25 protein-coding genes and 1 pseudogene are annotated in these 24689 nt (G+C 72.8%); 9 read left to right on the top strand and 17 right to left on the bottom strand.

Annotated features, from left to right (window positions below; genetic code table 11):
• Window positions 1-24: 24 nt before the first annotated feature.
• The 8 genes from ABS735_RS04450 to ABS735_RS04485 all read right to left on the bottom strand — a co-directional run bounded on the left by ABS735_RS04450 (window position 25) and on the right by ABS735_RS04485 (window position 9756).
• The gene (locus ABS735_RS04450; RefSeq protein WP_373900078.1) at window positions 25-1482 is read right to left on the bottom strand and encodes a hypothetical protein; all 1458 of its coding nucleotides are present in this window, start codon (window positions 1480-1482) and stop codon (window positions 25-27) included.
• A gap of 190 nt (window positions 1483-1672) precedes the next feature.
• The gene (locus tag ABS735_RS04455; RefSeq protein WP_373900079.1) at window positions 1673-2644 is read right to left on the bottom strand and encodes an N-acetylglucosamine kinase; all 972 of its coding nucleotides are present in this window, start codon (window positions 2642-2644) and stop codon (window positions 1673-1675) included.
• Complete coding sequence (locus ABS735_RS04460) at window positions 2635-3900, bottom strand: 6-phospho-beta-glucosidase (protein ID WP_373900080.1); 1266 nt, start codon at window positions 3898-3900, stop codon at window positions 2635-2637. Before ABS735_RS04460 ends, ABS735_RS04455 begins: the two co-directional genes overlap by 10 nt.
• 7 nt (window positions 3901-3907) lie before the next feature.
• Window positions 3908-4813, bottom strand: a complete 906-nt coding sequence (locus ABS735_RS04465) for a carbohydrate ABC transporter permease (RefSeq protein WP_373900081.1) — start codon at window positions 4811-4813, stop codon at window positions 3908-3910.
• Window positions 4810-5754, bottom strand: coding sequence for a carbohydrate ABC transporter permease (locus ABS735_RS04470; RefSeq protein WP_373900082.1), 945 nt, complete (start codon window positions 5752-5754; stop codon window positions 4810-4812). Before ABS735_RS04470 ends, ABS735_RS04465 begins: the two co-directional genes overlap by 4 nt.
• Window positions 5755-5771: 17 nt before the next feature.
• Window positions 5772-7109, bottom strand: coding sequence for an ABC transporter substrate-binding protein (locus ABS735_RS04475; protein ID WP_373900083.1), 1338 nt, complete (start codon window positions 7107-7109; stop codon window positions 5772-5774).
• A 70-nt stretch (window positions 7110-7179) separates the two neighbouring features.
• Complete coding sequence (locus tag ABS735_RS04480; RefSeq protein ID WP_373900084.1) at window positions 7180-8397, bottom strand: ROK family transcriptional regulator; 1218 nt, start codon at window positions 8395-8397, stop codon at window positions 7180-7182.
• A gap of 258 nt (window positions 8398-8655) precedes the next feature.
• The gene (locus ABS735_RS04485) at window positions 8656-9756 is read right to left on the bottom strand and encodes a mechanosensitive ion channel family protein (RefSeq protein WP_373900085.1); all 1101 of its coding nucleotides are present in this window, start codon (window positions 9754-9756) and stop codon (window positions 8656-8658) included.
• 317 nt (window positions 9757-10073) lie between these two features.
• Here ABS735_RS04485 and ABS735_RS04490 point away from each other — a divergent pair, with 317 nt between their 5' ends.
• Window positions 10074-10610: an HNH endonuclease gene (locus tag ABS735_RS04490; RefSeq protein ID WP_030399972.1), complete on the top strand. Its 537-nt coding sequence runs from the start codon at window positions 10074-10076 to the stop codon at window positions 10608-10610.
• A 26-nt stretch (window positions 10611-10636) separates the two neighbouring features.
• On the opposite strand, the gene ABS735_RS04495 is transcribed toward ABS735_RS04490, so the two are convergent.
• Window positions 10637-11149 (bottom strand): Uma2 family endonuclease, encoded by a 513-nt coding sequence (locus ABS735_RS04495; RefSeq protein ID WP_373900086.1) that lies wholly within the window; start codon window positions 11147-11149, stop codon window positions 10637-10639.
• On the bottom strand, window positions 11146-11586 hold the full coding sequence (locus ABS735_RS04500) for an ATP-binding protein (protein WP_373900087.1): 441 nt from the start codon (window positions 11584-11586) through the stop codon (window positions 11146-11148). The genes ABS735_RS04495 and ABS735_RS04500 overlap by 4 nt, the downstream gene beginning before the upstream one ends.
• Window positions 11587-11750: 164 nt before the next feature.
• On the opposite strand from ABS735_RS04500, the gene ABS735_RS04505 reads away from it, so the two are divergent.
• Entirely contained in the window at window positions 11751-12779 is a 1029-nt protein-coding gene (locus tag ABS735_RS04505) for a DUF5753 domain-containing protein (RefSeq protein WP_373900088.1), read from the top strand.
• A gap of 3 nt (window positions 12780-12782) precedes the next feature.
• Window positions 12783-12986, top strand: coding sequence for a DUF397 domain-containing protein (locus tag ABS735_RS04510; protein ID WP_373900089.1), 204 nt, complete (start codon window positions 12783-12785; stop codon window positions 12984-12986).
• Between the two features lie 23 nt (window positions 12987-13009).
• Here the strand turns inward: ABS735_RS04510 and ABS735_RS04515 are convergent.
• From ABS735_RS04515 to ABS735_RS04535, 5 genes and pseudogenes are all read right to left on the bottom strand, one after another.
• A pseudogene (locus ABS735_RS04515) lies at window positions 13010-13181 on the bottom strand (SAM-dependent methyltransferase); the annotation flags it as partial.
• Between the two features lie 113 nt (window positions 13182-13294).
• Window positions 13295-13900 carry a hypothetical protein gene (locus tag ABS735_RS04520; protein WP_373900090.1) on the bottom strand — a complete coding sequence of 202 codons (606 nt, stop codon included), beginning with the start codon at window positions 13898-13900 and terminating at the stop codon, window positions 13295-13297.
• 33 nt (window positions 13901-13933) lie between these two features.
• On the bottom strand, window positions 13934-15295 hold the full coding sequence (locus tag ABS735_RS04525) for an FtsX-like permease family protein (protein WP_373900091.1): 1362 nt from the start codon (window positions 15293-15295) through the stop codon (window positions 13934-13936).
• Window positions 15292-16017, bottom strand: a complete 726-nt coding sequence (locus ABS735_RS04530) for an ABC transporter ATP-binding protein (RefSeq protein WP_373900092.1) — start codon at window positions 16015-16017, stop codon at window positions 15292-15294. The genes ABS735_RS04525 and ABS735_RS04530 overlap by 4 nt, the downstream gene beginning before the upstream one ends.
• Window positions 16014-16547, bottom strand: coding sequence for a PadR family transcriptional regulator (locus tag ABS735_RS04535; RefSeq protein ID WP_373900093.1), 534 nt, complete (start codon window positions 16545-16547; stop codon window positions 16014-16016). Before ABS735_RS04535 ends, ABS735_RS04530 begins: the two co-directional genes overlap by 4 nt.
• A gap of 315 nt (window positions 16548-16862) precedes the next feature.
• Here ABS735_RS04535 and ABS735_RS04540 point away from each other — a divergent pair, with 315 nt between their 5' ends.
• The 3 genes from ABS735_RS04540 to ABS735_RS04550 all read left to right on the top strand — a co-directional run bounded on the left by ABS735_RS04540 (window position 16863) and on the right by ABS735_RS04550 (window position 19661).
• Complete coding sequence (locus ABS735_RS04540) at window positions 16863-17168, top strand: hypothetical protein (protein ID WP_373900094.1); 306 nt, start codon at window positions 16863-16865, stop codon at window positions 17166-17168.
• A gap of 9 nt (window positions 17169-17177) precedes the next feature.
• A complete protein-coding gene (gene malQ, locus ABS735_RS04545; protein WP_373900095.1) occupies window positions 17178-19301 on the top strand; it encodes a 4-alpha-glucanotransferase in 2124 nt (707 codons plus the stop codon).
• Window positions 19302-19373: 72 nt separating this feature from the next.
• Window positions 19374-19661: a hypothetical protein gene (locus ABS735_RS04550; RefSeq protein WP_373900096.1), complete on the top strand. Its 288-nt coding sequence runs from the start codon at window positions 19374-19376 to the stop codon at window positions 19659-19661.
• Window positions 19662-19779: 118 nt separating this feature from the next.
• Here the strand turns inward: ABS735_RS04550 and ABS735_RS04555 are convergent, their stop codons facing one another.
• A complete protein-coding gene (locus ABS735_RS04555; RefSeq protein WP_373900097.1) occupies window positions 19780-20337 on the bottom strand; it encodes a TetR/AcrR family transcriptional regulator in 558 nt (185 codons plus the stop codon).
• A gap of 130 nt (window positions 20338-20467) precedes the next feature.
• Here ABS735_RS04555 and ABS735_RS04560 point away from each other — a divergent pair, with 130 nt between their 5' ends.
• Window positions 20468-21991: an FAD-dependent monooxygenase gene (locus ABS735_RS04560; RefSeq protein ID WP_373900098.1), complete on the top strand. Its 1524-nt coding sequence runs from the start codon at window positions 20468-20470 to the stop codon at window positions 21989-21991.
• 33 nt (window positions 21992-22024) lie between these two features.
• Here ABS735_RS04560 and ABS735_RS04565 read toward each other — a convergent pair whose 3' ends face one another.
• Window positions 22025-22525 (bottom strand): MarR family winged helix-turn-helix transcriptional regulator, encoded by a 501-nt coding sequence (locus ABS735_RS04565; protein WP_373900099.1) that lies wholly within the window; start codon window positions 22523-22525, stop codon window positions 22025-22027.
• Window positions 22526-22782: 257 nt separating this feature from the next.
• On the opposite strand from ABS735_RS04565, the gene ABS735_RS04570 reads away from it, so the two are divergent.
• Both ABS735_RS04570 and ABS735_RS04575 read left to right on the top strand, forming a co-directional pair.
• Entirely contained in the window at window positions 22783-23769 is a 987-nt protein-coding gene (locus ABS735_RS04570) for a DMT family transporter (RefSeq protein ID WP_373900100.1), read from the top strand.
• Between the two features lie 9 nt (window positions 23770-23778).
• On the top strand, window positions 23779-24684 hold the full coding sequence (locus tag ABS735_RS04575) for a LysR family transcriptional regulator (protein ID WP_373900101.1): 906 nt from the start codon (window positions 23779-23781) through the stop codon (window positions 24682-24684).
• Window positions 24685-24689 lie beyond the last annotated feature (5 nt).

A 24689-nucleotide genomic window follows, 5' to 3' on the forward strand; every position in this document is an offset into this window, starting at 1 on the left:
GGCCCGCCGGGTCCGCGGCCCGCCTCACCGGTACTCCGACAGCCTGCGGCCGATGCCTATGAGCGCGCCGGCCGCGCCCAGCGCGGCGAGCACGCCCGCACCCTGCGGCAGGTAGCCCATCGCGTCCAGACCGTCGCCCGCCGCCTGCTCGAACTCCGCCTTCTCGTGTTCTAGAGCGGTGGCGAGCGCGGCGTCGACGCCGTCGAAGCACTCGACCGTGGCGCCGTCGCCGCCGATCACCAGGTCGAGCGCCTGCTGGTAGTTGCCGTTCTCGTCCTGCTCACGGGCCGAGGTGTGCCGCTTCTTCCACTCCGTCATGTTGCCGTTCGCCGTGCCGACCGGCTGTTCGCCGGCCTCGTCGTCGGCGAGCCGCCCCGCCTCGGCCAGCGCCTTGCCGAGGGCGTCCATGTTCTTGCCGAAGGCCAGGTCGTAGGAGTCGTACGTCTTGTCGTCCACCTTGGTGGTCTCCGCACCGCGGGAGACCAGGGTCAGGTTCTCGTTGCCTCTCGCCTTGAGGGAGGCGATGCGGGCCTCGTTCAGCGCGTTGAGGGAGCGCACGCCGTGCTCGTAGGAGTCGGTCAGGTTCGACCGCGCGACGCCGTGGCCGACGACCAGCCAGAGCAGCACGATCGCGGAGGCGGCGGTTGCGGCGACCAGGCCGTGGTTCAGGACCCGGTTGGTGCGCCGGTAGTTGCGGTGCTGGGCCCAGGCCAGCGCGGCGAGCAGGACGACACCGAGGGCGATCGCCGCCCACGGGTAGGGCTTGGCGTCGTCGTAGTCGGAGCTCAGCCGCTGGTTCTCCTTGGTGTAGAGGTCCTCCGCCGCCGGGAGCATCTCCTTCTGCATCTTCTCGTTGGCGTAGCGCAGGTAGGCGCCGCCGACCGGGAAGCCCTGCCGGTTGTAGGTGCGGGCGCGCTCGACCAGGCCCTTGTACTCGGGCAGCAGGCGGTTGAGTTCGGCGATGGTCCTCGCCGCGGGTGACTTCGGCTCGGAGTTGGCGGCGGCCGTCACGAGCCCCTCGGCGGCCGCGCGGATCCCGTTGTCGTACCGCGTGCGGGAGTCCTCCGTCTCCTGGCCACCGGCCAGGAAGCCGCTGGAGGCCGCGGTGTTGGCCTCGGCGAGGGAACGGTAGATGTCGGCCGCGGCGGAGCTGAGCGGCTGGCTTCGGGTCAGCACGTCGTCGGCCGCCGCGGTCCGCTCGTTCATCTGCCAGGCGGTGACGGCACCGAAGGCGATCACGAGCACGGCGAGCAGCGCGCCGATGATGCGCAGCCGCCCCGGCTCGGTGACCGCCGCCGCGCGCAGCCGGTCCACGCCCTCGGCGAAGGCGGTACGACGCCGGGCCGGGGGCGGCGGGGGAGCGGAGGGCACGCCGCCCGACCGCTGCCCCGGCACCGGTCCGGAACGCGGCGGTACGGCGGGCGGGCCGGGCACACCCGTGCCCGGCGGCGGCGCCGCGCTGCCCTTCGGCGGTTGAGTCACTGCTGACCTCCCCCATGGTCATCCGTCGCCGCAAGTATCGCTGCCCGCACCGACATTCGCACCGGCCTTCACCCGATCTCGGTGCGGTCCCGGTGCAACGCACCACCCCTGCCCATGAATACGCCACGGGAACCGGTTCGGTTCCCCGTACCGGTTCCCGGTCGCCGAAACAGCAGGAGACGCGGGCGGCTCAGGCGGCGAAGTGCTCGCGGGCCCGCTCACGGGCCCCGGGCGCCGCGCCCACGTGGTCGAGCCCCAGCAGTACCGCGCCCAGCACGGGCGGTGCCGTCACCACGCGTGGCACCGCCTTGGGGGCGCGGGCCGCCAGCAGCTCCCGTATCCGGTCGTCGAGCTGCGGGTGCCGGGCCGCCAGCACGCTGCCGCCCAGCAGGACCGGCGCCGGTTCGTCCAGCAGGTCCAGGCGGGTCAGCGCGACCGTGGCCATGGCCACCACCTCGTCGGCCTGCCGGTCCACGACCGCCCGGGCGAGCGGGTCCCCGCCGGCCGCCGTGGCGAACAGCACGGGGGTCAGCTCGTGCCGCCGTACGGGCTCGATCCGCCGCAGGTGCAGGGCCTCGATGAGGGCGTACATCGAGTCGAGGCCGAAGTGGGCGGGCAGGGTGCGGGCCAGCTCCGTGGGCCCGCCGCGGCCGTCCTCCGCGCGCGCGGCGTGCCACAGCGCCTCCTCGGCCAGCCCCCAGCCGCCGCCCCAGTCGCCGGAGATGCGGCCGATGGCCGGGAAGCGGGCGGTGCGGCCGTCGGGGCGCATGCCGACGCAGTTGACGCCCGCCCCGCACACGACGGCGACGCCCAGCGGCTCGGCGACACCCGCCCGCAGGATCGCGAACGTGTCGTTGCGCACCTCGACGCTCGCACCCCACGCCCGCGCGCGCAGCGCGGCGGCCAGCTGCTCCTCCTCCACGGGCAGGTCGGCGTTGGCCAGGCACGCCGACACGTGGCCGACGGAGGTGACGCCGGCCGCCGCGAAGGCCCGCGCCACCGCGTCCGCCAGGGTGCCCACGGCCCGCTCGACACCCACGGCGGGCGGCCGGAAGGCCCCGCCGCGGGCCGTGCCGAGGACCTCCCCGTCGGCCGCCACCACGGCCACGTCGGTCTTGCTGTTGCCCGCGTCGACGGCGAGGACACTTGCGCTCAGGCCCACGCCAGGTGCTCCCGGTTGTGCGCGATCAGCCGGTCGGTGAGCTGCTCGGCGTACGCGTACTGGCCGACGAGCGGGTGGGCGAGCAGCGCCCGGAAGACCCGGTCCCGCCCGCCGCGCAGGGCCGCGTCCAGGGCCAGGTCCTCGTACGCGGTCACGTTCGCCATGAGCCCCGCGTACAGCGGGTCCACGCCCGCCACCGGCAGCGGGGAGGCGCCCTTGCCGCCCACCGCCGCCGGCACCTCGATCACCGCGTCGTCGGGGAGGAAGGGCAGCGTGCCCCGGTTGTAGGTGTTCACCACCTGGTACGGGGAGCCCGCGCCGCCGAGCAGGGCGGCGGCGAGGTCCACGGCCGCCTCCGAGTAGTAGGCGCCGCCGCGCTTGGCGAGCAGGGCGGGCTTCTCGTCCAGGGACGGGTCGCCGTACATCTCCAGCAGCTGCCGCTCCATCTCCGCGACCTCGGCGGCCCGCGACGGCTTGGTGCGCAGCTCGTCGACGACCTCGTCGTGCGCGTAGTAGTAGCGCAGGTAGTAGGAGGGGACGACGCCCAGGCGGTCCAGGAGCGGCCGGGGCAGGCGCAGGTCGGCGGCGACCGTGTCCCCGTGCTCGGCGAGCAGCCGGGGCAGCGCGTCCTCGCCCTCGGGGCCGCCGAGGCGGACGCCGGTCTCCCAGGTGAGGTGGTTGAGGCCCACGTGGTCCAGGTGGACGTCGGCGGGCGCCAGCCCGAGCAGCGCGGCGAACTTGCGCTGCAGCCCGATCGCCACGTTGCACAGCCCGACCGCGCGGTGCCCGGCCTGGAGCAGGGCGCGGGTGACGATGCCGACCGGGTTGGTGAAGTCGATGATCCAGGCGTCCGGGTTGGCCCGGCGCACCCGCTCGGCGATGTCCAGCACCACCGGCACCGTGCGCAGCGCCTTGGCGAGCCCGCCCGCGCCGGTCGTCTCCTGGCCGACGCAGCCGCACTCCAGCGGCCAGGTCTCGTCCTGCTGCCTGGCTGCCTGGCCGCCGACCCGCAACTGGAGCAGTACGGCGTCGGCGCCGTCGACGGCCGCGTCCAGGTCGGAGGTGGTGACCACGCGGCCACCGTGCCCCTGCCTGGCGAGGATGCGGCGGGCGAGGCCCCCGACCAACTCCAGCCGTTCCGCGGCCGGATCCACCAGGACCAGCTCCTCCACCGGCAGCGTGTCCCGCAACCGGGCGAAGCCGTCGATCAGTTCGGGCGTGTAGGTCGAACCGCCGCCGACCACGGTGAGTTTCATGAAGTCATCAACCCTTTACTCCGGTCAGTGTGACGCCCTCGACGAACGCCTTCTGCGCGAAGAAGAACACGAGGATCACAGGGGCCATGACCAGCACGGTCGCGGCCATGGTGAGGTTCCAGTCGGTGTGGTGGGCGCCCTTGAAGGACTCCAGGCCGTAGGAGAGCGTCCAGGCGCCGGGGTTCTCGGAGGCGTAGATCTGGGGCCCGAAGTAGTCGTTCCAGGCGTAGAAGAACTGGAAGAGGGCCACGGCCGCGATGCCGGGCTTCGCCATCGGCAGGACGACCTTCAGCAGGGTGCGCAGCTCCCCGCAGCCGTCGACCTTCGCCGCGTCCAGGTACTCGTCCGGGATGGTCAGCAGGAACTGGCGCAGCAGGAAGATGGAGAAGGCGTCGCCGAACGCCATCGGGATGATCAGCGGCCACAGCGTGCCGGACAGGTCCAGCTGCTTCGCCCAGAACAGGTACATCGGGATGACGATCACCTGCGGGGGCAGCATCATCATCGAGATCACCAGCATCAGGGACAGATGCCGGCCCCGGAAGCGGAACTTGGCCAGCGCGTACGCCACCGGGATCGACGACGCCACCGTCAGCACGGTGCCGAGGCCCGCGTACAGCAGCGTGTTCTTCCACCAGGTGAGGAAGCCGGGCGTGTCCAGCACCGCGCGGTAGTTGCCCCACTCCCAGGTGTGCGGCCACAGGTCCCGGGTGAGGGCCTGCTGGTCGCTCATCACCGAGGTGAGGACCACGAACACGAACGGCAGCGTGAAGAAGAGGGCGGCGGCCACGCCGAGGGAGTGCACGGCGATCCAGTGCAGCAGGACGCGTCGGCGCGCGACGCGCTCCTCGGTGGGCGGCGTACCGGCCGGGACGGGCCGGTCCAGTACGTGGGCCGTCGATACCTGGGTCATCGGTCACCTGCCTGGATCAGACCGCCCCGGCGGCGCATCAGCAGCGCCGTGAACGCCATGGCCAGCGCGAACAGCACGAGCGCGACCACGCAGGCGGCGCCGTAGTCGAAGCGCTGGAAGCCGAGGTTGTAGACGAGCTGGGGGAGGGTGAGGGTGGACTTGTCGGGATAGCCGGGTTCGAAGGACTGCCCGGAGCCGCCGATGATCCCGGAGGCGACCTTCCCGGCGACCAGTGGCTGCGTGTAGTACTGCATGCTCTGGATCACGCCCGTGACCACGGCGAACAGCACGATCGGCGAGATGTTCGGCAGCGTCACGAACCGGAACCGCTGCCAAGCCGACGCCCCGTCCAGCTCGGCCGCCTCGTACTGCTCCTTCGGCACGTCGAGCAGCGCGGCCATGAAGATCACCATCAGGTCCCCCACGCCCCACACCGCCAGCGCGGTCAGCGCCGGCTTGGACCAGGCGGAGTCCGTGAACCAGCCGGGCGCCGGTACGCCGAGGCCCTCCAGGACCGAGTTGACCGGCCCCGTACCGGGGTTGAGGAGGAAGACGAAGGCCAGCGTCGCGGCGACGGGCGGGGCGAGGTAGGGCAGGTAGAAGAGGGTGCGGAAGACGCCGGCCCCCGTCTTGATCTTCGTGATGAGCAGCCCGACCCCGAGCCCGAACACCACCCGGCAGGTCACCATCACCAGGACCAGCCAGAGGGTGTTGCGCAGCGCCGGCCAGAACAGCGGGTAGTCCTGGAAGACGTACGCCCAGTTCTCCAGGCCCCGGAACTCCGGGACGCCGAAGCCGTCGTACTTCATCAGCGAGAAGTACACGGTGGACACCAGGGGATAGGCGAAGAAGACGCCGAACCCGACGAGCCACGGTGACATGAAGGCCACCGTGCGCAGCGCCAAGGACCGGCGCTTCGCGCGGAGGGTGTTCGTGGTCATGGACGTGGTCATGTCCGCTACTTCGTCTGCTCGATGTCGCGGTCGATCTGCGCGGCGGTCTTCTCCAGTCCGGCCTTCAAGTCCTTCACCTGGCCCGACTCGTACTGGTAGCCGAAGTCCTGGAGCGTCAGCTGGTACGTGGCGCCGTTGACGGAAGCCGGCGGGGAGTTCGACTCGGGGTGCTGGGCGATGTCCAGGAAGGTCTTGAACGCCGGGTCGGTCTTCAGGTCGGGGGACTTGAGGGCCGGGAAGGTGGAGGGCACGTTGCGGATGGCGTTGGCGAAGGAGACGACGGCCTCGGTGTCGGTCGTCATGTACTTCACCAGCTCCCACGCCGCGTTCTGCTTCTTGCTCTGCGGAGCGATGCCCATGACGGTGCCGGACAGGAAGCCCTTGCCGTACTCGTCCACCTCGTCGTCGGCGACGGGCATCGGCGCGGTGCCGATCTCGAAGTCGACTCCGGCGTCCTCCGCCATGCCGAGCCGCCACTCGCCGTCCAGCTGCATGGCCACCTGGCCGGTCTGGAACGGATGCTTGGCACCCCACTCGTCACCGAAGGTGTTGCGGTACTTCTCCAGCTTCTCGAAGCCGCCGAGGTCGTCCACGAGCTTCTTCTGGTACGTGAACATCTCGGCGAACGCCGGGTCCTTGGCGACGCTGGACTTGCCGTCCTCGTCGAAGTAGGCGTGGTCCCACTGGGACATGTAGTGGTCGACGACGGTCTCGTAACCGTGGTAGTTCGGCATGAAGCCGAGCTGCTCGTACCCGTCGCCCTTGGTCTTCGTCAGCTTCTTCGCCACCTCGGCGAACTCCGACCAGGTCTTCGGCGGTGCCTTGATCCCGGCCGCCTCGAAGGCGTCCTTGTTGTAGTAGAGGCCGTAGGCGTCGCCGAGCAGCGGCAGGGCGCAGCGCGTCCCCTCGAACTGCGTGTAGTCCAGCATCGGCTTCGGGATGAGGGCGTCCAGGTCGAGCTCGGACTTCTCGACGAACGGCTTCAGGTCGAGGAAGGCGCCCGAGGAGCAGAACTTGCCGATGTTGGAGGTGGTGAACGAGGACACCACGTCGGGGCCGCTCGAACCGCCCGCGCGCAGCGCCTGGTTGAGCTTGTCGTCGTTGATGTTGCCGACGACCTTCACCTTGATGTTGGGGTGCGCCTTCTCGAAGCGGTCCACGTTGGCCTGTACGGCCTTCACCTCGGCGGGCGCGCTCCAGCCGTGCCAGAAGGTGATGGTCGTCTCGGCGTTCGGGTCGTCGGAGGCGCCGGATTCGGACTGGCCCGTGCAGGCGGTGGCGAGCAGGGTGAGGGAGGCGGAGGCGGCGACCGCGAAGGCCGTTTTCCTGGATATTTGGGGCATGGCGAAGCTCCCAGGGGCAGGGTGAGGGCAGACGGGTGGGACGGGTGGGGCAAGCGGGGTGGTGCGTGGGTCAGCGCGAGGTGTCGAAGACCTCGTCGCGGGTGGTCGCGAGCGCGCTCTCCAGTGCGCCGCGCAGGACGGGGTGCTCGGTCACGTCACCGACGGCGAGCCGGGGCCGCGAGGCGGCCAGTTCCTCCAGCTCGTCCCGGACCAGGTCGCGCAGCGCCTCGCCGCCCGCGGTGAGGGAGGTGCCGCTGAGGACCACCAGCTCGGGGTCCAGTACCGAGACGAGGGAGGCGAGGCCGGTGGCCAGGCGGGTGGCGTAGGTCTGGAGCAGCCGGCGGTGCGGTTCGTCGTCGGAGTCGGCCCGCGCCGCGCGGGCGACCAGGGCCGCGGCGACCTCGGGATACGGCCCCGAGGGCAGGTCCGTGACCCCCAGCTCCCGGGCCAGTCCCGCCAGGGCCTGGGAACCGGCCAGCTCCTGGAAACCGCCGCTGCCGGTGCGGCTGACCTTGCGGACCAGCGGGGCGCCCGGCACGGGCAGGAAACCGACCTCCCCGGCGCCGCCGGTCCAGCCGCGGTGCAGCCGTCCGCCGAGGACCAGGGCGGCGCCCAGGCCCTCCTGGTTCCACAGCAGGACGAAGTCGTCGTGCCCCCGGGCCGCACCGAGGCGCTGCTCGGCCACGGCGGCGAGGTTCACGTCGTTCTCGTACTCGACCGGCATCGGCAGGGCGGCGGCGAGGTCGTCCAGGAGAGTGGGGGAGTGCCAGCCGGGCAGGTGGGAGGCGTAGCGCAGCCGTCCGGTGCCCGGGTCGAAGGCGCCCGGCGTGCCGATGACGAGGCGGTGGACGTCGTCGCGGGCGAGCCCGGCCGCCTTCACCGCGCCGTCGAGGGCGTCGGTGACCTGCTGGACGACGGGAGCGGCGGGGCGCCGGCCCGGCGTGGGCAGTTCGTGCCGGCCGACCGTGCGCCCGGTGACGTCGGCGACCGCGGCCAGGATGCGGTCCGGGGTGACGTCGAGCCCGGCGGCGTACGCGGCGGCCGGGTTGACCTCGTAGAGCTGGGCGCCGGGTCCGGGGCGGCCCTCGGTCGTCCCCCCGGCGAGGACAAGCCCCGCCGCCTCCAGGCGGGCCAGCAGCTGCGAGGCGGTCGGCTTCGACAGGCCGGTCAGCTTGCCGATCCGGGTCCGGGACAGCGGCCCGTGCTCCAGCAGGAGGTCGAGTGCGGCCCGGTCGTTCATGGCGCGCAGGACGCGCGGGGTGCCCGGCGTGCCGGCGGTTCCTGCCATGCGTGTCCACACCTGCCTCTCGACCGCTCAGCTTTTCAGGGGGCGGTGGGGGAAGTCCACCGCGCGGATCACGGGAAACGCCTGCCAGGGCGTCTGTTAGGAAAGTTTCCTGTTGGACCGAGAACGTAGGCCCGCCCACAAGGAGCCGTCAAGAGACCGCCCCCGAGGCAACGCAGTCGTTACCTCGGGGGCGGAGCGGGGCGGGGCGGGACGGGGCGGGGCGGGGCGGGGGCGTGGGCGCGTGACCGGTTGCCCGGACTACTTGGTGGTGCTCGGCGGCGGGATCGGGGACGCGGCGATGGACTGCGGGGAGACGGTGCTCGCGTACGCCGACGGCGCCGCGACGCCCGCCGTCGGGTCGGCGGCGACCGGGGCACCCTCCAGCGGGACGGTGGCGCCGCCGACGATCGCGATGCCGGCCGCGTCGAAGGCCCGCTTGATGCGCCAGCGCAGCTCGCGCTCGACGGTGAGGGACTTGCCGGGCATGGTCTTCGCGGAGACCCGCACCACCATGGAATCGAGCAGCACGGAGTCCAGGCCGAGGGTCTCGATCGGGCCCCAGAGCATCTCGTTCCAGGGCTCTTCCTTGCTCATCCGCTCGCCGACCGCGGTGAGGGTCTCCTTCACCTTGTCCAGGTCCTCGTCGGAGCGGACGGTCACGTCCACGCCGGCCGTGGACCAGCCCTGGGAGAGGTTGCCGATGCGCTTGACCTCGCCGTTGCGGACGTACCAGATCTCGCCGTCGGCGCCGCGCAGCTTGGTCACCCGCAGCCCGACCTCGATGACCTCGCCGGAGGCCACGCCCGCGTCGATGCTGTCGCCGACGCCGTACTGGTCCTCCAGGATCATGAAGACGCCGGACAGGAAGTCGGTGACCAGGTTCCGGGCACCGAAGCCGATCGCGACGCCCGCGACACCGGCGGAGGCCAGCAGCGGGGCCAGGTTGATCTGGAAGGTGCCCAGCACCATCAGGGCCGCGGTGCCGAGGATGAGGAAGCTGGCCACCGAGCGCAGGACGGAACCGATGGCCTCCGACCGCTGCCGGCGCCGCTCGGCGTTGACCAGCAGCCCGCTCAGCGCGGTGCCGGTCGACGACCCGGTCCTGCGGTTCATCCGCTCTATGAGCTTGGTGATCGCCCGCCGCACCACGGCGCGCAGCACCAGCGCGATCACGACGATCAGCAGCACCCGCAGCCCGATCGCGAGCCATGTCGACCAGTTCTCCTCGACCCAGCCCGCGGCGTTGGTCGCGCTCTCGTGGGCTTCCTTCAGCGAGGGCACGGTCGGAGCCGTCGGGGACGGCGAGGGTGAGGGCGAGGACGAACCGGCGGCCAGTAGGACGGCGGCGGACAGGGACACGGCGGAAACCTCCAGGTGCGGCGGCCCGTCCTGCGCGGTCCGGTCCTTGGGTCCGGTCCAAGGTCACGGAATGGTCACCGGACGGGCAGATGCACCACACTAACGGGGCACCGGACCCGGTTCGGCCCGAAACGGGCGGGCGAGACACTGCTCACCCACGCCTGAACTGGTCACGCCCGCGACCACGGGCCCCGTGTGGTCGAAAACACTCCCAGCCCGTTACCGGGACATGGTGGCGCTACGACCAGGCATGAGGGGAGACTGAACCAGATCGTCCCGGCGCGAGCCACGCGCCGCCGACGCCCAAGGAGGCACCCGTGCCGCATGTCCTGGTCCTCAACGCGTCGTACGAGCCACTCGGCGTCGTACCGCTCCGCCGCGCGCTCGTCCTCGTCCTGGAGAACAAGGCCGTGTGCCTCGAGGAGTCCGGCGCCTATCTGCACAGCGCGACCGTCACCGTGCCCGCACCCAGCGTGGTCCGGCTCAAGCGATTCGTGCGGGTGCCCTACCGTGGCCCCGTCCCGCTCACCCGCCGTGCCCTCTTCGCCCGCGACGGGGGCCGCTGCATGTACTGCGGCGCCGTCGCCACCAGCGTCGACCACGTCGTCCCGCGCAGTCGCGGGGGCCTGCACGCGTGGGACAACGTGGTGGCGTCCTGCCGCCGCTGCAACCACGTCAAGGCCGACCGCCACCTGGTCGAGCTGGGCTGGCGCCTGCGCCACAAACCGGCCCCGCCCACCGGCCTGGCCTGGCGCATCATCGGCACCGGGCATCGGGACCCGCGCTGGTTGCCGTACTTGCAGCCGTACGGCGCGGAGGACGCCATGGCCCGGATCGACGGCATTTCCGCCTGACGCTCCGGGCCTCGGTCTGCTCCGGGTCAGCGCACCCAGTTCTTCAGCGGCTCGGTGTCCAGGGCGATGCCGACCGGCTCGGGCAGCGCGACCTCCTTGCCGAAGGGCAGCGTCTGCACGGTCTCGTACCGTCCCCCGTCCGGGCGGCTGTGCACCTTGACCTCGCAGGTGTCCCGGTCGATCAGGAGGTAGACCGGGATACCCGTCTCGGCGTAGGCCCGGGGCTTGTCGACGCGGTCGCGCCGGTCGGTGTCCGAGTCGTACGAGGTGACCTCGACGACCATGAGGACGGGGGCGGGGTCGGCCCATTCGCCCGCGCCGGCGAAAGCGTGACTGGGGACGAGCGAACCGTCGGGGCGGGCGCGGCCCTCGCGGCGGCGCTCGACGCTCAGTCCCTGTTGGGAGTCGAGCCACAGCTCGGGCCGCTGTACCAGGCAGGCGCGTGTGAGCCACTGGATGACGCGCCCCCGGGATCCGTCGGGCCAGACCTTCCGGCCGAGGCGTCCACCGAGGAACTCCAGCTGTCCCTCCTCCCTCACGTGACCCCCACTACTGCGGCGGTGGGCAGGTCCCACTCGGCGAACACGGTCTTGCCGACACTTCGCGGCTCCCATCCCCACCGCGTGGCCAGTGCTCCCACCAGTAAGAGTCCGCGCCCGAACTGCTCGTCGGCGTCCGCGACCGGGCGTGGGCGCGGCAGCCGCTCGCCACGCGGGTCGCATACTTCGACCCGGAGGGTCCGGTGACCGAGGGTGACGTGGACGCGAATGAGCCGTCCCCGGAGGCTGCCGTGCAGCAGGGCGTTGGTCACCAGCTCCGACACGACGAGGGCGGCGTCTCCTGCGAGCCCCGGCTGCCCCCACTCCGCGACGAGCCGTGCGGCTCTGCGCCGGGCGAGGGGGACGCTGCACTGGGTGGGGGTGTAGTCGAGCAGGTCTTCGTGGGGGAGTGGTGACAAGGGCACGGGTTCTGTCATGGGGCGGTGCCTCCAAGTGGGGGCGGCGGTGTCTCTGCCGTGCCTGCGTGGGGCAGGACGGTGCGCTTCCGCCGGGGTGGGCCGCAGAGTGAGCGGGTGAACACCGAAGCGGCACGATAGTCTCTGGTGCAACTAGATCGGAGACATTTGTCTCGCTCGGGCGCATGGTGCGGGCGGAGCTTCCGGGGGACCGGTCGCTCGTGGGGGAGGCGGTGGCCGTGGACGGCGACGGGCGGCTGGTGCTGGCGACGGAGGTTGAGGTCTGGAGGGTCGACTCCGGCACCATGTGGGTCCGGCACCATGTGGGGGTGACTCGAACCACGCAACTCGGCAACAGGACATCAACTGTGCTCGGGCGCAGGCTCGGTGGTGAACTCCTGCGTCTGCGGGACGCCGCGGCCAAGACGCAGCAGCAGGCCGCCGAGGTCATCAGCGCGACCAACTCGAAGATCGTCAAAATGGAGCGCGGCTGGGTGCCCATGCGTGATCCGGACATTCGTGCGCTGTGCGAGTTCTACGGGTTGGTGGACACAAGGGCCATCGCTCAACTGCTGGAACTGGCCAGGCTGGACCGTGAAAGGCGCAAGGCGAAGGGATGGTGGCAGGACTCCCCGCATCCTGGCGCGCTCACCGAGTTCATCGCCATGGAAGACGCAGCCAGTCGCGTGCGCACCTGGCAGCTGTCGCTCGTTCCGGGCCTCTTCCAGACTCCTGAGTACGCCCGGTCGTTGGCGGTCAGTGAGGGCGTCGGGCCGTGGGAAGACCCCGCAGAGATCGAGCGAGTCGTCGACATCCGGATGCGTCGGCAGGGGCGTCTGTCGGGGGAACGTCCGCTTGAGGTGTACGCCGTCGTCTGGGAGGCGGCGTTGCGGCAGTTGATCGGAGGCTCCTCGATCATGCGAGGGCAGTTGGAACGGCTCCTGGAAGTGGCCGAACTGGAGAGCGTCCGCCTACAGGTCCTGCCGTTCCACGCTGGAGGGCATCCGTGCATCACGGGCCCGTTTACCATCCTGTCGTTCAACGAGACCGAGGCGGTGGACGTGATCCAGGCCGACACCATCGCGTCCAGCGTGTGGGTGGAGAACGAGGCGGCGAGCAGCGAATACAGCGATCTCTTCGACCGTACTGCCCGACGGAGCCTCGCTCAGCGTGACTCCGTCCAGCTCATCGACGCTATCCGACAGGAGATTTGACCGGTGTCCGAGTTCGACTACGTGAAGTCCAGCTACAGCAACACCTCCGGCGAATGCGTCGAGGTCGCCGTCAATGTGTCCGCGACCGTGGCCGTCCGTGACTCCAAGAATCCTGCTGACGGGCCGATACTCTGCCTCGCGCCGCAGGCGTGGGCGCGGTTCGTGGGGAGTTGGGGCGGCCGGCCGGTCAGGGGCGGCGCCAGGTGAGGGTGTAGCGCCAGAAGAGGAGGCGGCGCGGGCGGCGAGAAGGCGGGCAAGATCACCGGTGCCGGCCCCCACGTCCAGCGCGCTGCCGATCCGGCGGGGGAGTTGCCGCGGGATCCAGCGGTGGTAGTGGGTGTTGTGGTCCCAGGGGTGAGCGGCGTTGAACCGGTCGAGCGCCTGAAGGAGCCGATGCGCGATGCGGCCGTGACGTCATGTGCCTCCTTGACGCTGTGAGCACTAGTGCCCCCACTGTCCTCTAGCCGCTCATTTGAGCGCCAAAGTGACACTTACCCGCCAAATGCTCACGCTTTTCAGTAGGACCCCCGCCCCCGCCAGGGCGGAGGCGGCTGCCGGGCAGGCGGCGGTCTGCGCAGGAGCGCGGCCAACCGGGTCGTCGTGGTCGGCCGGAGACGGCGCGGAAGTGCCAGCTCGGTCGAGGCGCCGGGCGTCGGCAGGACGAGGGTCCGTCCGTCGCGCAGCGCCACAGCGTCCTCGTGCCGGTCCGCCGCCCACATGAGTTCCGTCGGGACATCGCGAAGCCGGCTGTACGCGAACACGAGGACCTGGCGCTCGGTCAGGACGACGAAGCAGCCGTGGAACAGGCGCCGGGCCACTGGAATCCGGGGGTGGCGGACCGGGAGCACCGCCAGCACCTTCCCGCCCTCGGCGATCAGTGCCTTCACCCGCTCGGGGTTCTTCCACGAGGATCCGCTGCACCGCGCCGTCCACCACGCCACGATCCCCATCGTGTACACGACGAGGGCACCGGAGGCGCCGGTGCCGTGCACGAACAACACGGTGAGCAGCGGCAGGCCTGCCCACAGCCCCGCCAGGATCACCGGTCGCCGGGACAGGTACCGGCGCGCCGCCTGCCGTATCCGCCGCACCGACGGGCCGGTGCCCCGCTGTTCGGTCATGCCGAGCAGACTCGCATCCCGCCATCGGCACCGTCAGACGTACCGCAGCTCCCCCGGCCGCACCGAGCGGCCCAGCAGGGGCAGGGCCGTTGCCGCCGCGAGCAGGCAGGACGTGTACACCGCCGGTGCGACCAGGAGAGCCGTCCACGGGAGCGAGCCGTCGCTGGTGACGGAGGAGTACCAGGTGCCGAACGCCATGCCCCCGGCGCCGGCCAGCAGCAGGGCGGGGGCCAGGGGGAGGGCGGTCTCCAGAAGGAGGGCGCGGTTCAGGACCGTGCGGGGGACGCCGGCGGCGACCTGGGCGGCCAGCGTCCGGCGGCGGGTGGCCAAGGACTCGGCGGTGCCCACGGCGAGGCCGGACAGGGCGATCGCCAGGGCGACGAGGACGGCCGCGCCGGTCAGGTCCAGGCCGGTGGTGTAGTACGCCAAGTCGGCGGCGCGGTGCTCCGGAGCAGTGGTGCGCAGGTCGGTGAGCAGCGCGTGCCGGACGCACAGGAAGGCCGTGCCGGCGACCGTCACCAGCAGGACCGCGGCGTGGGTGCGGGCCGGGGCCCACGGGTCGTCGCGCAGCCGTTCCGCCGCGAGGAGCGGCGCCGCCGTACGGGCGCGCCCGGCGAGCAGCCGGCCGGTCACCCGGGCCGCGGCCCCGGCCAGCCACACCACGCCCGCGCCGAGCCCCACGACGAGGCAGAAGACGGCCAACGGGGTGCGCCACTCGAACCGGTTGCCCGCGACCTGGCCGCTGTCCAGGGCGAGCGGAGCCACCGCGACCAGCATCACCAGACTGCTCAGGAACAGCAGCCCCGGACCACGGCCGGTCCTCTGCCCCGACCGGCGCACCCGACCGAGCGGCGAGGCCACCACCCGGCGCAGGGCCACCGCGCCCGCCACCGCGCCCAGCACCGGTACGCCGACGGCGACCAGTGCGAAGCCCGCCCAGGTCACAGCCGTCGGCCCGCTCCACAGACGCAGCACGAACAGGACGGAGAAGACCGTCACCACCGCCGAGCCCAGCAGACAGGCGAGCCCCGTCTCCAGCGCGGCGATCCGGCGCACCTGCCACGGCGTCGCTCCGGCCAGCCGCAGCCCGGCCAGCCGCCGGTCGCGGTGCACGGCACCGATCCGGGCGCACTGGCCGAGGAAGGCCAGCACCGGCACCAGCAACAGCAGCAGGCCGCTGATCACCCCGTTGCGGGTGCCGGAACCGGTCAGCAGGCCGTGGAAGTGGGAGACGGTGTAGCCGTCCGGGACCGACGCGAGGGTGACCGCGGCCAGCGCGAAGCCCGTCGCCGCCGCCGCGCCCGCCGCCGTCAGTGCGATCCGCCACCACTCCCGCCGGTCCGAGCCCTGCACGAGCTGCCGGGCCAGCCGGATGTCGGAGGTCAGCGTGCTCACGCCGTCACCTCCAGCGGGGACACGGCGCCGTCCCGCAGCCGTACCTCGCGGTCCGCGTACGCGGCCACCTGGGCGTCGTGCGTGACCAGCAGCACCGCGGTGCCCGACTCCCGGGCCGTGTGCGCCAGCGCCGTCATCACCTGCTCGGTCGCCAGCGAGTCCAGCGCGCCGGTCGGCTCGTCCGCGAACACCGCCTTCGGCCCGGTGACCAGCGCGCGGGCCAGCGCCGCCCGCTGCGCCTGCCCGCCGCTCATCTCGCCCGGCCGCAGCTCCTCCTGGCCGCGCACCCCGAACCGTTCCAGCCACTCCCCGGCCCGTGCCCGGGCCTCGGCGCGGGCGGTGCCGGCCAGCAGCAGCGGCAGCGCCACGTTGTCCCGTGCCGTCAGCTCCGGGATCAGCTGCCCGAACTGGAAGACCACGCCGAAATCGGTGCGGCGCAGCTCGCTCAGCCGCTTCTCCGGCAGCTCCTCCAGCCGCAGGCCGCCGTACGTCACCGAACCGGCGTCCGGCCGGACGATCCCGGCCAGACAGTGCAGCAGCGTCGACTTCCCGCTGCCGCTGGCCCCGGTGACGGCGAGGATCTCCCCGGCTCGGAGGTCGAGGGAGGCGCCGCGCAGGGCCTCGGTCCTGCCGTGCGCCTTTGTCAGTTCGCGGGCCGTCAGCAGCGGCGCCGCCGCGGTCCCGCGCGTATCCGTGGCCGTGGCCGTGTCCCCGTGCGTCATGCCGTGCGGACCTCCTTGGTCAGGGTGGTGAGCCGGGCCGCCGTGGTGGTCATCCAACGGAGGTCGGCGTCGAGGTGGTTGAGTGCGTAGTCGGCCGAGAGCACGGTCGTGAGGTCCGTGCCCGGGGCCGTCTTGAGCGCCGTGAATTCCCGCATCCGGCCCATGTGGGCGGCGCGCTGGGCCAGCAGATAGGCGTCCGCGTCGCCGCCGGTGAGGATCGAGACGACGACCTTGGCGAAGATCTCGTTCGTCACGAAGGGCGCGGGCGGTGCGATCTCGCCCGCCCACCGCGCCAGTTCGCGCGTCCCCTCGTCGGTGGCGCGGTACGCGGTCCGCTCGGGGCCGCCGTCCGACGCGGTGCCGTCGACCTCGGCGAGCCCGTCCCGGACCAGGCGCTGCAGGGTCGTGTAGACCTGGCCGTACGCCAACGGGCGGGCCTGGGGGAAGCGTTCGTCGTGGCGCCGCTTGAGGTCGTAGCCGTGGCTCGGCCCCGAAGCGAGCAGCCCCAGGAGGATGTGACGGGTGCTCATGGGGATCAGTATTCACCGAGTACATGTACTGAGTGAATAGCTGGAGGGTGTTTCTCGGGACGAGGCGCGCCTACGTGACCGGTTTGGGCGATCCGCGCGCGGGTTAGGTGATTTTTTGGCCGGGTCTGTGCGTATTCAGGACGGGGCGGATGTGACCAGGAGCACGTTGTCGGTATCGGGGTGTCTGTCCTCGCGCGGACTGGGTAGGGGCTGCCATAACTCGCCACAAGCGTGCTCGACACACCGCCCGACCCAGAGCCCGAACCAGAGCCTGTTCCAGAGTCCGACCCAGAGCCTGAACCAAAGGAGACCCCCGTGGCTGCACTGGCGCCCCTTCTGCTGCCGGCCCCCTCCAAACCCGTGGCGGAGCCGTCCACCCCCTGGGCGGAGCCCTCCGCCGCCTCCGACACCCCGCACTACTGCGTCTTCGGCGCCACCGGCAGCAGCGCCGAGACCCCGCTGACCAGCGAACCGCCGCTGCCCGACGCCGAGCCCCTCACCAGCGAGTCGCCGTTCGCCGACGCCGTACCGCTGACCAGCGAGTCCTCGCCCGAACTCACGGCCGACGTGCCGGAGCAGGGCGGCCCCTCCTTCGCCGTCCCGGAACCCACGAGGTCGTAGAGGAAGCAGATGCCCGCAGCCCGGCCGGCCGAGCCCCCCACCGAGGACCTTCCCGAGGATCTGACCAGGCTCGCCGCCCTGCACGGCGTCGCCACCTCCTACCGCCCCTCCCCGGACCGCACCGTCCAGGCCTCGGCCACCGCCGTCACCCTCGCGCTGGCCGCCCTCGGCGTGGACACGAGCACCCCCGCAGCCGTACGGGCCGCGCTCACCGCCCGCGAGACCGAGCTGCGCGAACGGCTGCTGCCGCCCACCGTCGTCCGCTGGGACGGCGGCGGCACCCCGGCAGCGCTGGCCGCCCTGCCACCGGGCACCCGGCTGCGTGTCGACACCGAGCAGGGCGAGCGCCGCGACGACGCAGGGCGGCTCCCGCCCGGCGTCCACCGGCTGACCGCCACCGCGCCCGACGGCCGGACCGCCGAGGCCCACCTGATCGTCGCGCCCGCCCGGCTGCCCGCCCCCGCCGCCCGCACCCACGGGCTCCTCGTCCAGCTCTACTCCCTCCTCTCCCGCCGCTCCTGGGGCATGGGCGACCTCGGCGACCTCGGCGAACTCGCCGCCTGGGCCGGACGCGCCCTCGGTGCCGGATTCGTCCAGGTCAACCCGCTGCACGCGGCCGTCCTCGGCGCCCCCACCGACCCCTCCCCCTACCGGCCCTCCTCGCGCCGCTTCCCCGACCCCGTGCACCTGCGGATCGAGGACGTGCCCGAGTTCGCGTACGTCACCGACCACGAGCGGACCCGGGTCCTGCGGGAACGGGCCGGGCGGCTGCGCGAGGGCGTACTGGAGAAGGACGCCCTCATCGACCGGGACGCCGTGTGGGAGCTGAAGCGGGAGGCCCTGGAACTGCTCCACGAGGTCCCCCTCGGCCCCGGCCGCCGCGCCGCCTACTGCGACTACCTCGCCGAACAGGGCACCGCCCTGGAGGACCACGCCACCTGGTGCGCACTCGCCGAGGTCCACGGCTCCGACTGGCACCAGTGGCCCGAGGGCCTGCGCGACCCCCGCTCGGCCGCGACCGACCGTGCCCGCGGCGAGCTGATGGACCGCGTCGACTTCCACTCGCGCCTCACCTGGCTCACCGACACCCAGCTGACCGCCGCCCAGCGCACCGCCCGCGAGGCCGGCATGCCGGTCGGGATCGTCCACGACCTCGCCGTCGGCGTGCACCCGCGCGGCGCCGACTCCTGGGCCCAGCAGGAGCACTTCGCCGTCGGCATGTCGGTGGGCGCGCCGCCGGACGCCTTCAACGCCCGCGGCCAGGACTGGGGGCTGCCGCCCTGGCGCCCCGACCGCCTGGCCGACTCCGGGTACACGCCGTTCCGGGAGCTGCTGCGCGGCCTGTTCCGGTACGCCGGGGCGCTGCGCGTCGACCACGTCATGGGCCTGTTCCGGCTCTGGTGGGTGCCCGAGGGCCACCCGCCCACCGAGGGCACCTACGTCCACTACGACGCCGAGGCCATGCTCGCCGTCCTCGTCCTGGAGGCCGGCCGGGCCGGTGCCGTGGTCATCGGCGAGGACCTGGGCACCGTCGAGCCCGGGATGCGCGAGGCGCTGCGCGAGCGCGGGGTGCTGGGCACCTCGGTGCTGTGGTTCGAACGGGACTGGACCGGCGACGGCCGTCCCCTGCCGCCCGAGCGGTGGCGCGCCGACTGCCTGGCCACCGCCACCACGCACGACCTGCCGTCCACCGCGGCCCGCCTCACCGGCGAACACGTCGAACTCCGCGACCGCCTCGGCCTGCTCACCCGCCCGCCGGAGGAGGAGCGCGCCGAGGCGGCCGCGGACACGTCGGAGTGGCTGGACGTCCTGGCCCGGCTCGGGCTGCTGCACGGGACCGGCGGCGACACCGGAACGCCCGCCGAGGAGGCCGGGATCCAGGCCGTGCACCGCTTCCTGCTGCGCACCCCCGCCCGCATGGTCGGTATCTGGCTCCCCGACGCCGTCGGCGACCGCCGCCCCCAGAACCTCCCCGGCACCTGGGACCAGTACCCGAACTGGCGCCTGCCCGTCGCCGACGCCGAGGGCCGCCCGGTGACCCTGGAGGACCTGGCCGCCTCGCCCCGGCTGCACGCCCTGATCGACGTCGTACGCGATGCCGTACGGGAGCGCGGCGGCGGCCGGGACGGCTGAGCGGGACGCCCGCGGACCCCGTACGGGCACCCCGGGCGCGCGGTCGCTCGGACCGTTCGCTAACTTGGCACCGTGGACAAGAAGAACGCCCTGCGCGCCGGCGCCCTGGCAGCCGGTACGACGCTGATGATGCTGCTCATGTCGTCCCCCGCGCTCGCGCTGACCCGCGACGACGGCGACGACCCCGGCACCGGCCTGAGCGTCGTCGAGACGCTGGGCCTCTACGTCCTGGCCCCGATCGCGCTGTTCGTGATCATCGCGGGCCTGATCATGGTCCTGGACCGGTCCCACCCGGACCACCTGGTGAAGACCCCCGGCACGAAGACCAAGGCCAAGGTCAAGGCCGACGCGAAGGCCTGACCTCCCCCCCCGCTTCACCGAGGGCGCCGCCCCCCGCCGCACGTACGCGCGTCAGCCGTGCGCCGACGGGGGCGGCGCCCTTCGGCGTTCGCGCGGCGGTCAGGGGCTCGCGCGGCGGTCAGGGGCTCGGTGCCGTCAAGTAGCGCTGGAGCGTGGGCGCCAGCCAGGCCACGACCTCCTCGCGGTGGAGCGCCACGGCCGGCGGGATGCGCAGTACGTACCGGGTGAGGGCCATGCCGAGCACCTGCGTCGCGACGAGCGCGGCCCGCGCGGGAGCCTGCTCGGGGTCCGGGCACACGCGGCGGGCGACCGGCAGGAACTGGTCGCGGAAGATGCCCTGCATGCGCTCGGCCCCGGCCTGGTTGGTAACCCCGACCCGGAGCAGCGCCGTGAGCACCTCGTCCTCCTCCCACCTGGCGAGGAAGTGGGTCACCAGGGCCCGCCCGACCTCCTCGCGCGGGCGGTCGGTCAGGTCGGGCAGCGCGAGGTCGATCGTCATGGCCGCCGCGAACAGGCCCTCCTTGTTGCCGTAGTAGCGCATCACCATCGACGGATCGATGCTCGCGTCCCGGGCGATCGCGCGGATGGTGGCCCGCTCGTAGCCGTCGGCGGCGAAGCGCTCGCGCGCCGCGTCGAGAATGGCGGCGCGGGTGCTCTCGGAGCGTCTGGAAGACATGCCCACAAGCGTAGGCCAACATGTGTAGGCCAACAAGTGTTGACTTCATGTGTGGGGCCGCCCTACGGTGACAACGAGCGTTGGCAAACAGTTGTTGGCAAACGAGCGTTGGCATCGCAAGGAGGCCCAGATGAACGGCACCCAGCACGCGAACCCCCGCCCCGGCTCCGGCTCCGGCTCCGGCTCCGTGATCGTCGTCGGCTCAGGCCCCACCGGCCTGCTCCTGGCCGGTGACCTCGCCGCCGCCGGCATCCCCGTCACCCTCGTAGAGAAGCGCCCGCGCCGGATCAGCAACCTCTCCCGCGCCTTCGTCCTGCACGCCCGCACCCTCGAACTGTTCGACGCCCGCGCCCTCGCCGACGACCTGGAGGCCGTGGGCCGGCCCCTGGACCGGCTGCGCCTCTTCGGCCGTCTCTCCGTCGACCTCGCCGACCTGCCCTCCCGCTTCCGCCACCTCCTGGTCCTCCCGCAGTACGAGGTCGAGAAGGTGCTGGAGCGGCGTGCGGTGGCGGCCGGCGTCGAATTCCGCCACGAGACCGAGACGATCGGCCTGCGCCAGGACCCGGCGCAGGACACCGTGACCGTCGCGGTCCGCGGTCCGGGCGGGGAGACGGAGGCGCTGCGGGCGGCCTACGTCGTGGGCGCCGACGGCATGCACAGCACCGTGCGCGAGGCGGTCGGCCTGCCGTTCCCCGGGCGTTCGGCCATCCGTTCCGTCGTCCTCGCCGACGTGCGCCTCGCCGAGCAGCCGGAGACGCTGCTGAGCGTCAACGCCGTCGGGGACGCCTTCGCGTTCCTCGCGCCGTTCGGCGACGGGTACCACCGCGTGATCGGCTGGCACCGCGACCGGAACGTCCCCGACAGCGAGCCGCTCGACCTCGACGAGGTCAAGGAGATCACCCGCCGCGCCCTGGGCCGGGACTTCGGGATGCACGACCCCCGCTGGCTGTCCCGCTTCCACAGCGACGAACGGCAGGTGCCCGCCTACCGCGTGGGCCGCGTCTTCCTCGCCGGCGACGCCGCGCACGTGCACACCCCGGCGGGCGGCCAGGGCATGAACACCGGCCTCCAGGACGCGGCCAACCTGAGCTGGAAGCTCGCGGCCGTCCTGCACGGGCACGCCGGGCCCGGGCTGCTCGACACCTACCAGTCCGAACGCCACCCCGTGGGTAGGTCGGTCCTGCGCAGCAGCGGCGGCATCGTCCGCCTCGCCATGGCCAAGCACCCCTGGACACTGGCACTGCGGGCGGCCCTCACCACCGTCCTCGACCACGTGGGCCCGGCCCGCCGCCGGGCGACCGGCCACATCACCGGGGTCGGGTTCCGCTACCCGGCCGCCCGCGGATCCCACCGGCTGACCGGCACCCGCGTGCCCGACGTGGCCCTCGCGGGCGGCGGGCGACTGTACGAGGCGCTGCGCGGCGGACGCTTCGTGCTGATCACCCCGCACGACCCGACCCCGGACGCGGCCCCGAACCCGGACGCGGAGGCGTACGGTGCCGCGGCCGGCCGCGAGGACCGGCTGGCGGTGGCGCACTGGGTGAGCGGGCGCCGTACGACCGTGCTGGTGCGGCCCGACGGGTACGTCGCCTGGGCGGCGGAGAACGCCGGGGCCGCCCGGACCGAGGCGGCGCTCCACGCGCACGTGGGCTGAGGCGGGCCGCCCCGGGGAGTCGCCCGCCCCCGCCTACCTCTCGGTACCGGCGAGGAGCTCCCGCAGCAGGTCGGCCAGTTGACCGGCCCGTTCCGGGGCGAGGGAGGCCAGTGCCTCGGTCTGGGCGGCGAGGCCCGCGCCGACCGCCTCGTCGATCAGCTCCAGTCCCCGCTCGGTGAGGGTGACCTGCAGTCCCCGGCGGTCGTGCGGGTCGGGGGAGCGGCGCAGCAGTCCCGCCCGTTCCAGCTTGTCCAGCCGGCCGGTCATACCGCCGGTGGTGAGCATCAGCGTGGCCGACAGCTGCCGGGGGGAGAGCGTGTACGGCTCGCCGGAGCGGCGCAGGGTGGCCAGGGCGTCGAACTCCCCGCGCGAGATGCCGAAGCGGGCGTACGCCTGCTCCATCCGGTCGCCCATCGCCCGCGCCAGCCGGAAGACCCGGCCGAACACCTCCATGCCGGCCGTGTCCAGGTCGGGCCGCACCACCGCCCACTGGTCGATGATCACGTCGACGGGGTCCTTGGGGTGCTCAGTCATGGGACGAGTATCGAGGCGATGCCGGTCGGCCGCAAGAAAGTAGCCTGACGGAAACTTGCTTAGAAGTAAGCTACCTCCGAGCGTAGTTGCCGGCGGCTACCTCGACCTGGCGTCGGCCAATACGGCGCCGGCGTACTGGCTCTTCCGGCAAACCGTTCAGTTCTTCTTCAAAGAACGGTCGAAAAGATTCGATGGACCTGATGGGTCCGGCCCTGCGACGGTAGGCCCGTCAGGCCTCCGACCAGGAAAGGACCTTCGTGGCCACAGCCGCCGAGAGGACCACCGCCCGCACGGACACCGCCCACGGGACCACCGTCCACCGGACCACCGCCCACCCCGCCGAAGCCGCCGCGCCGGCCACCGGCCCGGTGCGGCCGACGGCGCCCGTCGCCCTCGGGCTCGCGCTCGCCGTCCTCGCCACCCTCGTCTGGTCCGGCAGCTTCGTCACCTCACGGGCCCTCGGCGACAGCGTGCCGCCGGTCCAGCACGCGTTCTGGCGCTGGGTGGTGGCCCTCGCCGTCGTCACCCCCTTCGGCGCCCGGCGCGCCTGGCGGCAGCGCGCTCTGATCCGGCGTCACCTCGGCTTCGTGGCCCTCGCCTCCCTGCTCGGCGTGACCGTATACAACACCCTCGTCAACCAGGCCGGTGTCACCACCCCCGCCGCCAACATGGGCATGATCATGGCGGCGTCCCCCGTGCTCATGGCCCTGTACGAACGTGCGGGCGGCGTCCGGCTCGGGGCACGCCGGATCGCCGGGCTGGTCATCGCCTGCGCGGGCGTCCTGCTGCTCGTCGGAGGGGACGGGGCGTCCTTCTCGGCCGGCGACCTGTGGATGATCGCCGCCGCCTGCTGCTTCGGGTCGTACAGCGCGCTGCTGCGCCGCAGGCCCGCCGGGCTGGACGGCGCGGGGTTCCTGTTCACCACGTTCCTGTGCGGCACGGTCCTGCTGCTTCCCGCGCAGGGCGTCAGCCTCGCCGTCCAGGGCGGCTTCCACCCGGCACCGGACACCGTCTGGCCGCTCCTCTACGTCGGCGTCGCCTCCTCCGCCGTCGCCTTCTTCGCCTGGAACAAGGCGATCTCCCTGATCGGCCCCTCCCGCGCCGGCGTCGTCTACTACCTCCAGCCGGTGTGCGTCGCCCTGCTGTCCTGGGCCCTGCTCGCCGAGCCGACCGGCTGGGCACAGGCGGGCTGCATGGCGCTGATCCTCGGCGGCGTCGTCCTCGGTGCGGGGGCCCGCCGGTAGGTTGCCGCCATGGCCGACTGGGACATCCGCAAGCTGCAGATCCTGCGGACGCTGCGGGAGAGGGGCACGGTGACCGCGACGGCCGAGGCACTGCACATGACGCCGTCCGCCGTGTCCCAGCAGCTGACGAACCTCTCCGGACAGCTCGGGGTGGAGCTGCTCCGGGCGCACGGCAGGAGGGTGCGGCTGACGGACGCGGCGCGCCTGGTGCTGCGGCACGCCGAGGCTGTCTTCGAGCAACTGGAACGCGCCGACGCCGAGTTGGCCGCCCACATCCGGGGAGAGGCCGGCGAGGTCCGGGTCGGCGCGTTCTCCACCGCCGTACCCGCCCTCGTCGTCCCGGCCGTCACCGCCCTGCGTGCCGACAGCCCCGGGATCGCGGTGCGGGTGCGGGAGGCGGAGGCGCAGGAGGCGTACGAGCTGCTGGCCGCCGGCGAGGTGGACCTCGCGCTGTCGCTGGCCGCGCAGGCGCCGAGCGCCGTCGACCCGCGCTTCACCCGCGTCCCGCTCCTCGCCGACCCGCTGGACGTCGCGCTCCCCGGCGACCACCCGCTGGCCCGCGCGGAACGGCTGCGGCTGGCCGACCTCGCCGCCGAGCCGTGGATCTTCGGCGGCAGCGGGCCCTGGTCCGACATCACGCGCGGTGCCTGCGAGGCCGCCGGGTTCCGGCCGCACCAGGGGCACGCGGCGGCCGGCTGGCCGGCGATCCTCGCCATGGTGGAGGCGGGCATGGGCGTGGCCCTGGTGCCGCGCATGGCGGCCGTGCCCCGGGACGGGGTGGTGATGCGCGAGCTGCGCGCCGACCGCCCCGTCCGGCACGTCCTCGCGGCCGTGCGCAAGGGGGCGGAGGAGGGCGCCGCCGTCGCCACCGTGCTGGCGGCCCTGCGCACGGCGGCGGAGGGGCGCGCCGCTTGAAGTCG

This window comes from Streptomyces sp. MMCC 100, from assembly GCF_041538145.2.
Taxonomy (GTDB): Bacteria; Actinomycetota; Actinomycetes; order Streptomycetales; family Streptomycetaceae; genus Streptomyces.